Here is a 12,707-nt window from a genome sequence, read left to right on the forward strand (position 1 = left end):
TCTTGTCTTGTATTTATAGGATCATTAGAGTTTTCAATATCCTTTTTAAATATTATATTAGCTGCTCCATCTGGACCCATTACTGCAATTTCTGCATTTGGCCATGCAAATACTTGGTCGGCCTTTAAATGCTTGCTGCACATGGCAATATAGGCACCTCCATAAGCTTTTCTTAGGATAACTGTAACTTTAGGAACAGTAGCTTCACTGTAAGAATAAAGCATTTTAGCTCCATGTCTAATAATTCCATCATATTCTTGATCTGTTCCTGGTAAAAACCCTGGAACATCTACTAAAGTTAGTAATGGAATATTAAAGGCATCACAAGTTCTTATAAATCTTGCTGCTTTGTCAGAAGCATTTATATCTAAACATCCAGCTAATATCTTAGGTTGACTGGCTACTACCCCTATAGATTTCCCATTAAGTCTAATAAAGCCAATAATTATATTTTGTGCAAAATAAGGTTGAACTTCAAAGAATTCTCCTTCATCAGCCAATAGCTTGATTACCTCTTTCATGTCATAGGCTTTATTCGGATTATCTGGTATTATTTTATTCAATTTTTCTTCAATTCTATTTACATTATCTTCTGATTGGAAGGTAATAGGGTCCTCTAAATTATTAGAAGGCAAATAACTTAATAATTCTTTTATTTTCACTATACACTCTTCTTCCGTATTATCCATAAAGTGAGCTACCCCACTTACCTTGTTATGAGTACCCGCTCCTCCTAATTCCTCCGATGATACTTCTTCTCCTGTTACAGATTTAATTACTTGAGGACCTGTTATAAACATCATACTAGTTTTATCTACCATGAAAATAAAGTCGGTTAAAGCTGGAGAATAAACTGCTCCTCCTGCACAAGGTCCCATTATTACTGATATTTGAGGAATAACTCCTGAAGCTATAGTGTTGTTATAAAATATATCTCCATAACCTGATAGAGCATCTACACCTTCTTGAATTCTTGCACCACCAGAGTCATTAAATCCTACAATAGGTGCTCCCATTTTAATAGCCATCTCTTGCACTTTACATATTTTCGCTGCATGCATTTCACCTAAAGAACCGCCTAGTATAGTAAAATCCTGAGCATAAACAAAAACTAATCTGCCATTTACTGTACCATATCCAGTTACTACACCATCAGTAGGTGCTTCTACTTGTCCCATATCAAAATTAGTTGACCTATGAGATACAAAGGCATCTATTTCTATAAAACTTCCTTCATCTAGTAATAGATTAATTCTTTCTCTCGCCGTTAACTTACCAGATTTATGCTGTTTTTCAATCCTTTTTTCTCCACCACCAAGTTCTAGCTTCTTTCTAAGGTCACGGAGCTCTTGGATTTTATCTATTGCCATTTTCTTACCTCCTCTATTTAATCACCTATACTAAACTTTTAATCTATCCAAATATTAATCTTATAATTAAAAATCCTATAGAAGGAACTAACAAACTTCCTAGACCAGTATAAAAAGTAGCTGTCATTGCTCCATAAGGTACTAATTCAGGGTTGGTGGCAGCTAATCCTCCTGCAACGCCGCTAGTAGTTCCTATAAGTCCTCCATATACCATGGCAGATGTAGGATTATTTAACTTAATTCTATTAGCAATAAAAGGAGTAATAATCATTGTCAGAACTGATTTTACAACTCCTGTAGCTATAGATAAAGCTATTACATCAGAACTAGCTCCTAATGCAGTTCCAGTTACTGGACCCACTATGAAGGTTACAGCTCCCCCTCCTATAGTAGCTATATCAACAGGGTCTTTATAACCTAATAAAAATGCAATTATAGCCCCTGCAAATAAAGAAAAAAATACTCCTACCAATAAAGATATTACACCTGGTAATCCTGCTTTTTTAAGGTTTTCTATCTTGGCACCATAAGCCGTAGATATTATGGCAAAATCTCTAAACATACCTCCACCCAATAATCCTATTCCAGCAAATATTTCTATATCAGCTAATCCATTTTTTCCGCCCGTATATTTCCCGCCTATATAAGCCAATATAAGGCCTACTACTATGGATATAGCCGACCCCATTCTTTTTTGTCCAATTGCTGATGCAAAACCGTAGGATATAAGCATTATCAATGCTACTATTCCAAATGCTGCTACTAAATCATAGGAAGTAAATAATTTTATAATTATATCTCTTATCACTGTAACCCTCCTTTTCAATTATTCGTTTTTATTTGATCCTATTTTTGATATTACAGGAACTAACATAATTCCACCAACTGTAGCAACGCCTCCCGCTATAAATGCAACTATTCCACCTTGAAAGGCTGATACTACATCTTGGTTAGCAGACATTGCTACAACAATTGGAATATATAAAGAACTCAACAAAAGTATTCCCCTACCCGTACCTTGTGAAAGAGGTTTTCCTTTTTTATCTAAATAGTTAGTTATAAGTATTAATAGTAACATTGCAAATCCTACTCCACCTACATCACCACTAACACCTACCAATACTCCTATTATTCTTCCAATAAAAGATCCTATAAACATACACATAGCTACTAATCCTAATCCATAAATCTCCATAAACATACCTCCTCTAAGATTTTAAATGATTCAATCTTCATAAAAAATAACTTAGATTAAATACCACCTTTTTCTCTTAAAGTTTCTATTTCCTCATCTGTTAATCCAGCTATATTCTTTAATACTTCTGTAGTATGTTGTCCAAGCAATGGGGCTGGAGATTTAATACTTCCTTGTGTCTCACTCATCTTAATAGGAACTCCTAACATTTTCATCTTTCCAGCTTTTGGATGATCAACTTCCACTATCATTTCCCTAGCCAGTACTTGGGGGTCATTTATTACATCTTCCATATTATTGATTGGTCCATTTGGTACGCCAAACTTATCCAGTATAGACAGCCATTCTTTAGTGGTTTTTTCTTTAAGAGGTTCAGCTATCAAAGGTCTTAATTCATTATAATTTTCCGCTCTTAATGGATTGGTAATAAATCTTTCATCTTCCGCTAATTCTGTTCTTTCTATTGCTTCACAAAGTTTCTTCCATAAAGCGTCATTTCCAGCCGCAATCATAACTTCGCCATCTGCTGTTTCAAAGGATTCAAAAGGAATTATAGATGAATGTCTATTTCCAATAGGTTTAGGGGAAACTCCAGTTACTAAATACCTGGCAATTGCATTTTCCAATATTGATACTTGGCAATCCAACATTGCTACATCCACTTTTTGCCCGATACCAGTTTTGTTTCTATAATTTAATGCTGCTAATATTCCTATTGCTGTATAGAGTCCTGCAGTAATATCTCCTATAGAAGGACCAACTCTTGTGGGTCTACCTCCTAATTCTCCTGTTATACTCATTATTCCACCCATTGCCTGTACTACTGCGTCATAAGCAGCTCTCTTACTGTAAGGTCCTGTATGTCCAAATCCAGATGCAGCAGCATAGATTATTTTAGGATTAACCTTCTTAATTTCCTCATATCCTAGGCCTAATTTTTCCATAGTTCCTGGTCGATAGTTTTCTATAACTATATCTGCTTCCTTTACCATTTCTAAAAATAAATCTTTCGATTCTTTTACTTTTAGGTTCATGGTAATACTCTTTTTATTTCTGTTAATACTCATGAAATAAGCACTTTCTTCATTTAAATAAGGTCCAAATTGTCTAGAATCGTCACCTGTTTTAGGCATTTCTATTTTTATAACTTCAGCCCCCATATCCGCTAAAATCATAGTTGCAAAAGGCCCAGCCAATACTCTAGTTAAATCTAGAATCCTAACTCCTTCTAATGCTTGATTCATTGAAATTCCTCCTTTAAAGAATAGTTTTAGTTTACTAAAGATTCTGCTTACTATATTGATTAGCAACTATCATGCCATAATTTAGGATGGACCGTTTAGCTTAAACTACAGGTTTTTATAATTGGAGTAATAAAAAAGTGGTAAGAATCTTACCACCTACGGTAAGGTTCTTACCACCTAATATTTATTTAATTTCATATTTTTCAATTTTCTTTCTTAAAGTCTGTCTTGATATCTCTAATTCATTAGCAGTCTTAGTTATATTCCAGTTGTTTTTTTCTAATGATTTTTTTATAGCAGCTTCTTCTATATTTTCTAGAGTATAATTTTTTTCCTCATAAGAATCTTCCATCCTTATTTCATCCGGTAAATCTTCTTCTGTTATTTGATCTCCTTTTTTAAATATCATCAATCTTTCAAATAGGTTTTTTAGCTCTCTAACATTTCCAGGCCATGAATACTCCTTTAAAATATTCATGGCACTGCTGTTTATGGAAACTACATTTTTATTTAATTTTTCATTATATTCATTAACAAAAGAATTGGCTAATAATAAAATATCTTCTTTTCGCTCCCTCAAAGGCGGGATATGAATAGGTATTATATTTAATCTATAATATAAATCCTGCCTAAAATTTCCTAACTTAATTTCTTCTAATAAGTTTTTGTTAGTGGCAGCAATTATAGTAGCTTTGAAACTTATTTCATCTATTCCACCAATCCTTCTAAATTTCTTCTCCTGCAACACTCTTAGCATTTTAGCTTGAAGTCCTATATCCATATCTCCTATTTCATCTAAGAAAAGGATTCCTCCATTAGCCTTTTCAATTAATCCAACTTTATCAGTCTTTGCATCAGAGAAAGCTCCTTTCTCATATCCAAATAGTTCACTTTCTTGTAGATTTTTCGGTATTGCTGCACAATTAATTGCCATAAAAGAATCTTTAGAATTATTTTTTACCTTATGTATCAATCTAGCAACTACTTCTTTCCCCGTACCACTTTCAGCTTGTATTAATATAGATGTATCATATTTTAAATTACCTATTTCAACTATTGTTTCTCTAATTTTTTGTATGCTATGAGAATTTCCAATTAGTGCAGCTTCATGATTTTTATTAAAGCTATCTAATTTCCTTTTCACCTCAATATACTCTAAAGTTTTTTGTATGGAATCATTGATATCTGTCAAAGAAAAAGGTTTAGTAAAGTAATCATATGCTCCAATCTTCATGGCCTCTACAGCTAACTTTACATCTATCATATATGTAATCATAATAACTATACATGAAGGTCTCAGCTTTTTAATTATCTTTAGTACTTCGATTCCATCTATTCCTGGTAACTTAATATCTACTATTGCTAAATCTGGATTCTCCTTTTCTAATAACTCAAGACCTTCTTCTCCTGATTCAGCAGAACACACTTCTAATCCCAACTTTTTAAGACCAATTTCTAAGGATAATCTAATACTTCTTTCATCATCAATAACGAGAATCTTCAATATTTATCACCTCTTCTATAAGTTATAGACTTCCATGAAATGATTCAATTATTTGCATCATTTAAAGGTAATATTATTTTAAACTCTGTTCCTTCCCCTAGATTACTCTTTACATCAATCTGACCTTTATGTTCTTTTATTAACTTATATGCTGTAGAAAGTCCTAAGCCAGTACCATCTTCTTTAGTTGTATAAAAAGGATAAAAAATATTTTCTAACTGACTTTTACTAATACCTGCTCCATTGTCTTCAACTAATATCCATATATAATCAGAGTCTTTATCTATAGTTATATCTATGGTTCCTCCTACATCTACAGCTTGTATTGAATTCTTAATTATATTAATTAGGATTTGTTTAATAGCCCTTCTATCTATGTATGTAACTAAAGAATCATCAGGCTTTAATTTCTTTATCTTCAATTTAATTTTTTTATTTATCATCTCATACTTTAACAGTTTTATTGCATTATTTAATATATCTAATATATTCGATTGCTCTTTTTTGAATTTAGCATCACGACTAAAATCTAAAAAGTTGATAACTAAATTATTTAAATCGTCTATCTCTTTATGGAGCACATCTAATACTTCAGCTTTCACATCCATATCATAGGATTTATCCTTTAATATTTCTATTAAGTTCCCCATTCCTGCTAGAGGATTGCCTATATCATGTATAATGGAAGCTGATAATTCTCCAAGAGTTCTTATTCTATCTTCTCTCTTCAGTTCTTTTTCTATTTCTTTAATTCTCGATAAATCCCTAAAAAGAAAAACCATTCCTATTATATTTTTATTATTATCCAATACTGGTGAAGAAGAAATACTAATGGAAACCTCTTCTCCTAATTGGTTTATTAAAACTTCTTCCATATCTGTAATTACCATATTGTTTTCCATAGTATTTACGATTATATCCCCAAGATCCAAATTTATTATACTTAAAAACTCATTTATATTCTTGTTTATAAAATCTACCGCTTTATACTGAGATATAGCTTCTGCTTGTTTATTAAACACAGTAATTTTGCCTTTCTTGTCAATAACCAATATCCCATTAGCTACACTTTTCAGTATATTGTTAAGATACTGTTTTAACTCATATTCTCTTAAATAAGATTCTTCTAACTCATGTAAATTTTTATCTAATCTTACAGTCATATCTTCAAAAGCATCTCTTAATTCACTTATTTCATCGCAATCTGTCATCTCTTCTGTTTCTATCTTTGGAGCCTTTATATTTCTTCCCCATCCCCTAACCTGCTGTACTAATTTTTTAATAGGATTTGTAATTTTTTTAGCCAATATAAGACCTAAAAATAAGGCTATAGAAAGAACTGCTAGAATCACAATTTTTAGTCTTTTCTTAAGTTGAACAAGCTCATAAAATATAGATCTTTCATCTTGTTCTACTACTATCATCCAGTTTACTATGGGTACAAAGGTTATTGCTCCATAATATGTTTGATCTTCTCTAGTATAACGAATTATAGCTTCTTCTTTTTCTTCTAATATACGGGATACATCATGATTCACATTAAGTAGTTGGATTCCTAAACTATCTATTTTTATTAATTCACTATCGCTATCTATTTCTGGGTGGACTCCGATAACTCCTTGATCATCAGTAACCCATATATTTCCACTGAAATGTTTTTGTGTTTTCTCTACAACTTTCTTTATATTATCAAGGGGCAATCCTGCCCCTATTAATCCCGTATTTTGTTTATTAATGTCATATACTGGTGCTGAAATTATAAAATGAGGCTTTCCCAATACACTACTTATTAAAAGGGGACTAATATGAACTCTATTATTATGTATACTTTCCCAATAATAGTCTCTATCAGTATATATTCTATCTCTTACATGACTATTAGAGGGCTTAGCAAATTTCATTTGAGCTTCATCGTTCATATAAAATATTAAATCAAAATAATCAAAGTTATCATATATTCTAAATATTTCTCTCTCTATTTGAGACATATCTCCATGACTTTGAGAAGAAAAATTAGCAGCAGTAACAACTGTATCTTTAGCATTATTAATATATATATCAATTTGCTCACTTATCATCCTTGAAATTATTAAGTTTTTACTTAAAATGTTGGCTTCAACATTTTCAACTATAATAAATTGAAGCAAAGCTCCTGTTATTAGGACACAGCTTAAAGCAAAGATCATTATAAAAAATGGTATTTTAAATTCTAAGCTATGTTTATTCATTAAATCCCCCTACTGTCCTAATTACTTAAGTCTTATCTTCTTCTCAAAATCCCTTTTATTAGAACCTTCATTTCCTTTATCCTAAATACACAACATAATATAAAGTATAATGCAGCTCCTAATGCTACTGATATAAAGAGAATAGCCATTTGCACTATCTTTATAGAAGGTAATAATCCTCCTAATTTATAAAACAATAAATAGACTATTATTGCCATAATCCCTGAAGCCGCTAAAGTTTTTACAAAACAAACTAAATATTTAATAAGCCCTATTGGTCCTAACTTTTGTCTTAAATCTAAAAAAAGAATTAAAGTAGTTACAGTAGCAGATATACTAGTAGCCAAAGCTAAGCCTGTATGCCCCATTGGTTTTATTAAAACTAAATTTAATATAACATTTATAACTACAGCTATTACTCCATTTATCATAGGTGTTGTTGTATCTTGAAAAGAATAATACACTTTATTTAACATCATTCTTAAAGATGATCCTATTAATCCTATCGAATAAAAGATTAAAGCTTGAGAAGTCATATATGTTGCCATTTCATCAAAAGCTCCTCTTTCAAAAAACAAATGAACCATTGGCTCTGCTAACATTAGTATTCCAATGGTAGCAGGTACTGTTATTATTAAAATAATATTTATGCCTTGTCCCAATATTTCCTTTACCTTTCTATTATCTTCTTGAGAAAAAGCTTTAGATAACATAGGAAAAATTACGGTTGTTATAGCCATTACAAAAACGCTTATTATTAAATCGTTGATTCTAGAAGCATATGTAAGGGCTGATATACTCCCCTCTATTAAGTCAGAGGCTAAAGTTTTATCTATAATAACATTTATTTGCTGAACCGCAGAACCTAATAGTACTGGTAATACTAGCACTAGAGCCTTCTTTAAATAGAGATCACCTAAATTTACATCTAAACTATATTTATAACCCATACTTTTTATTGCTGGCACTTGAATTAAAAACTGGGTTGAGGCTGCTATTACACTAACTATCATTAATCCACTTATATCCGCATTATCTGCTAGAAAATATAAATAAATTAAAAATACAAAATTATAAGGTAATCCCATTATAGCTGGCGGTCCAAATTTTTCACTACTATGAAGGAATCCCGAAAATACATATGTGAAACCAAGGAAAATTACTATAGGAAGTCCAATTCTGTTTAATTTCACTGCTAAATCATATTGTTCTCCCTGAAATCCCTTAGCTAAAATCTTAATAATAACTGGAGATAGGAAAAAACCTAACAAAGCTAAAATTATAGTTATAAGGAATACTACATTCAATATATTGTTCAAATATTTTAATTTTCCCTTTCTACCATGTCTTTCCCCTATTTCAGAAAATATAGGAATTAAAGTAGTATTTAAAGCAGCACCTAATGTTCCCATTATCAATACTGTTGCAGTCATAGCAACAAAATAAGTGTCTGTTTCCATTCCCGAACCAAATTTCGATGCTATCATTACTTCTCTTATAAATCCTAATGCTTTACTTATAAGTGTAAATATGGCTATCATAGCAGCAGATTTAGCTATCTTCTGTTGTTTTGTCATTTCCATTCTCCTTTAACACATCTTTATTTTTATATTATATCACACTATATTAATGATAGATGGAAGAAAAATCATAAATACTGTATAATATAATAGGTAGTTTTCTAGTGTATCGAAAGTAGGTGTTTGTTTTGGAGAAAAAGGGTAATTTCTTATATATTCAAATTTTTAACCAATTTAAAGAAAATATAGAAAATGGGATATGGGAAGAAGGAAGTCAACTTCCAACTGAATATGAACTTATGAAAACTTATAATGTTAGCAGGGATACTATCAGAAAATCTCTGCATAAATTATCTCAAGAAGGCTATGTTTATAGGCAGGCAGGTAAAGGCACTTTTGTTAGAAATATAAAATCTAGATATAAACTTACCTCTCTAGAAAGCTTTACTGAACAAATGAAAAATAGAGGTCTTGTTCCATCTAGTGAGTTATTAAGCGTTACTGTAGAAACCCCTAGCAAAAGAATTAAAAAATATTTAGAATTAAAAGATGAAGAAAAGATATATAAAGTTGAAAGAATTAGAAAAGCTGATAATGAGCCTATGTGCTATGAAATAACTTATATAACAGAAAAACTATGTCCAGATATTGATAAATTTATTGATAAAGAAACATCTTTATATCGATTGTACGAAGAGTTCTATAAGTTAAAATTGGATTATGGAGATATTTTCTTAGAGGCAGAGAACTGTACTGAAAACTTATGTAAATATTTAAATATACCAAAAGACTCTCCTATCTTAAAAATGAAATGTGTAGTTTACTTAGAAAATAAAACTCCTTTATATTTTGTTGAAAGCTTTTATATAGGAGAAAAATATGTTTTTTTTGCTAGTATGCCAAGAATATAAGAAAAGCATCTATAATATATTATTAAGGTAGCTTTTCTTAAAACTCATTGAGGTCAGAACGAGTTCCTTCATTAAAAAAGTAAAAGTAGAACTTTCCTATTCGTTATAAAACTTTAATAAAGAAAATAGCAGCCATTTAAGCTGCTATTTTCTTTATTCCTTTATATAATAAATTGTTTTACCACATCTTGTGCTGCCTTTCTAACAGCATCATCTATAGCAGTACCTACTACTACTATATTTACTCCTGTATTAGCAAAAGCTTTATAGTTGCTTAAATTAATTCCACCTTCGGCTAAAGTTGGAACCTTAACTGATTCTACTAAGGCTTGAAGTCTTTCCTTTACTATAGGATGTATCTCCCCTGCTTCTGCTCCTTCATAGCTCATACCAGTCATAAGACCGATAAAATCTACTCCTATATTTTCCATATCTTTTGCAACTTTACTTACTTCTTCTGGAGTTCCTGCTGGTAGACCAAAAGTATGAAGATCATCTGGATGTCCTATATATGCATCAACTAATAATCCATATTTATGAGCTTTATTTACTACTTCCTCTAGATCCTTTAAACTAGCCTTATGAATATGAAGTCCATCAGCACCTTCTCTTGATAGCTGTAAGAAAACTTCATCTGGTAATTCTGTTGGAACTATTTCACAGAATCCTCCCGGAACTCCAACAGTAATGAATATATCCTTGCCTACTACACTTCTTATTCCTTTAGTAACTTTAATCATTTCTTCCATTGGAATTTCATGGCGTATTTCTTCTGCTGCATGCATATTGGTAACACCTTTAAATCCTCTAGCTAAAGCTACTGCTGGATGGTTTGGTTCTATAAGTTTTATACCTGCATCTACTACTGCTTTTGCTAACCTAGCATCATCTCCTGTAATACCTGTACTTAATATAGTTGTACCACCATGTAAATTAATGGCATCAATAACTTTCTTATATGCTATTTTTCTTTTTTTCTCCATGTCTGCAACAAACATTTTTATGCCTCCTTTATTCCTTTGTTTTTACCAATTTTATTTGCAAAGACTGTTATTAAGAAAGATGAAACTAATCCTACTAACATACTAATTAAAAATCCTGATGGATTATTGGATAGAGCTGGTGCTGTAATTGATGGAACATAAGCTGTTCCTTTTAAATCAAATAATCCTACAGATATACCTGATAAAGCTGCTGATATCATTGCACCAATAAACACTATTTTATCTGAGAACATAAATGGATAGGCAGCTTCAACAAAAGTACCAAAAGCTATATTTATAAAGAATCCTGGTGCCGCAATGGCAGATTCACTTTTTTGTTTTGGAAATAATATATTAGCTAAAGTTATTCCAGCTGAAACCATTACAAGTGCAGTCATATCTATAGCCCCTAAGAAGCTTGCTCCTGTTGTTTCCATTTCAAGTAAAACTATAGGTAGTATAGCTGCATGGTATACCCCTCCAATTATAGCAGGCCAAATTAAAAGTCCAGCTATTCCACCAGCCAATATTGGATTAAAACCAATAGCAGCCTCAATTAAAAATCTTATTCCATTACCAAGCTTCAAGGTTATTGGAGATATTAAATAAAATACTACTAGTCCAGCCACTAAACCTGATAATCCACCAGAAACTATATTTGAGGTTGTCCCTGGAAAATTCAAGCTTAATGTAAGTCTAATTAAATATACTGCAAAAATACCGGCTAAAACACCACCGATTAATCCTCCAATTAGTCCTCCTTTTGATGACAACATTCCTGCAACTACCCCTGCAACAATTCCTACTTCATCTAATCCAGAAACCTGCTTTGCAGCAATAGCTGCTACAACTACGGGTAATCCTTGGATCAATATATCAAATGCTTCTCCTAAGCTACTCAATGCTGGAACCTTACTTAAAGCTAAAACTATTGCCATTGCTATAAACCCAGGAAGAGCAGCCATCATAATTCCTCTAAAGCTAATTCTTTGGAAAATGTTTTCATCTACATTACTATTATTTTCTTTAGATGATCCTATAGTGGGCTTGTATTTAATTCCCCAATATTTGCTTAAAGCTTGGATAGAAGCTACAGCTCTTGTTCTATTAGTAGTTCCTGTAGTTCCTGATGTAGCTATAACATTGCCTCCTAAAGACTGAATAGTAGCCATGGAAGTTCCACCAGTTCCGACAATAGGAATTTTCTTTTCTATAGCTGCTTTTATTGAATGCTTATTTGCATTTTTAGGGTCAGAGCTCATTAGTACTAGCCCTTCTATTTCTCCATTATGAATTTTTTCTGCTATGGCTAAATCTTTACTTATTGCCATTTCATTTATTTCTTTTAAAGTCTTTTCTTCAGAAAAAATTATTTTTTTCTCTGAAAGGTTCCAAGTGTAAAGTCTGCTAGGAGTTTTTTCATTGGCATTATCCATAGAAGCTTTGGCTCCTATAAACTGAATCTCAGCTATTTCAATATCTGCTGATTTGCCTTGAACTTCAATTTCACCTAAAAGCTTTAGCGGCTCTTTTCCACCTAAGTTATAAAGATTTCCACCGCTACTGCCTAAAATAGCAATCTTCTTCATTTATTTCCCCCTCCTTTTATATTGTACGTACATTTATTTTACATCAAATGTACGTACAATTCAATAGGCATTATAATATTTTTTAAAATTAAAAATAACCGAGGATCTTATCTCGGTTATTTATCGGAATTATATATAGAAATATTACCATTTAGTTAAAACT

General features: G+C 31.6%; 10 protein-coding genes. 1 reads left to right on the forward strand and 9 read right to left on the reverse strand.

The features are described 5' to 3' along the window. The 7 genes from KQI42_RS02470 to murJ all read right to left on the reverse strand — a co-directional run. Positions 1-1,370, reverse strand: a 1,370-nt coding sequence (locus tag KQI42_RS02470) for an acyl-CoA carboxylase subunit beta (RefSeq protein ID WP_216516408.1), incomplete at its 3' end; no start/stop codon positions are given. 43 nt (positions 1,371-1,413) lie between these two features. Next, positions 1,414-2,178, reverse strand: a complete 765-nt coding sequence (gene madM / locus KQI42_RS02475) for a malonate transporter subunit MadM (RefSeq protein WP_216516410.1) — start codon at positions 2,176-2,178, stop codon at positions 1,414-1,416. Positions 2,179-2,196: 18 nt separating this feature from the next. After that, the gene (madL, locus tag KQI42_RS02480; RefSeq protein WP_216516411.1) at positions 2,197-2,565 is read right to left on the reverse strand and encodes a malonate transporter subunit MadL; all 369 of its coding nucleotides are present in this window, start codon (positions 2,563-2,565) and stop codon (positions 2,197-2,199) included. A gap of 56 nt (positions 2,566-2,621) precedes the next feature. Next, positions 2,622-3,809 (reverse strand): CaiB/BaiF CoA transferase family protein, encoded by a 1,188-nt coding sequence (locus KQI42_RS02485; RefSeq protein WP_216516412.1) that lies wholly within the window; start codon positions 3,807-3,809, stop codon positions 2,622-2,624. Positions 3,810-3,993: 184 nt separating this feature from the next. Further along, a complete protein-coding gene (locus KQI42_RS02490) occupies positions 3,994-5,313 on the reverse strand; it encodes a sigma-54-dependent transcriptional regulator (RefSeq protein ID WP_216516413.1) in 1,320 nt (439 codons plus the stop codon). A gap of 44 nt (positions 5,314-5,357) precedes the next feature. Next, positions 5,358-7,541, reverse strand: a complete 2,184-nt coding sequence (locus tag KQI42_RS02495) for a PAS domain-containing sensor histidine kinase (RefSeq protein ID WP_216516414.1) — start codon at positions 7,539-7,541, stop codon at positions 5,358-5,360. A 32-nt stretch (positions 7,542-7,573) separates the two neighbouring features. After that, the gene (gene murJ, locus KQI42_RS02500) at positions 7,574-9,118 is read right to left on the reverse strand and encodes a murein biosynthesis integral membrane protein MurJ (RefSeq protein ID WP_216516415.1); all 1,545 of its coding nucleotides are present in this window, start codon (positions 9,116-9,118) and stop codon (positions 7,574-7,576) included. 131 nt (positions 9,119-9,249) lie between these two features. On the opposite strand from murJ, the gene KQI42_RS02505 reads away from it, so the two are divergent. Then, entirely contained in the window at positions 9,250-9,972 is a 723-nt protein-coding gene (locus KQI42_RS02505) for a GntR family transcriptional regulator (RefSeq protein WP_216516416.1), read from the forward strand. Positions 9,973-10,133: 161 nt separating this feature from the next. Here KQI42_RS02505 and KQI42_RS02510 read toward each other — a convergent pair whose 3' ends face one another. Further along, complete coding sequence (locus KQI42_RS02510; RefSeq protein ID WP_216516418.1) at positions 10,134-10,970, reverse strand: beta/alpha barrel domain-containing protein; 837 nt, start codon at positions 10,968-10,970, stop codon at positions 10,134-10,136. 2 nt (positions 10,971-10,972) lie between these two features. Further along, positions 10,973-12,544: a hypothetical protein gene (locus tag KQI42_RS02515; protein WP_216516421.1), complete on the reverse strand. Its 1,572-nt coding sequence runs from the start codon at positions 12,542-12,544 to the stop codon at positions 10,973-10,975. Between the last annotated feature and the right edge of the window lie 163 nt (positions 12,545-12,707).

The sequence above is a fragment of the Tissierella simiarum genome, from assembly GCF_018917865.1.
In the GTDB taxonomy this organism is placed as follows: domain Bacteria; phylum Bacillota; class Clostridia; order Tissierellales; family Tissierellaceae; genus Tissierella_C; species Tissierella_C simiarum.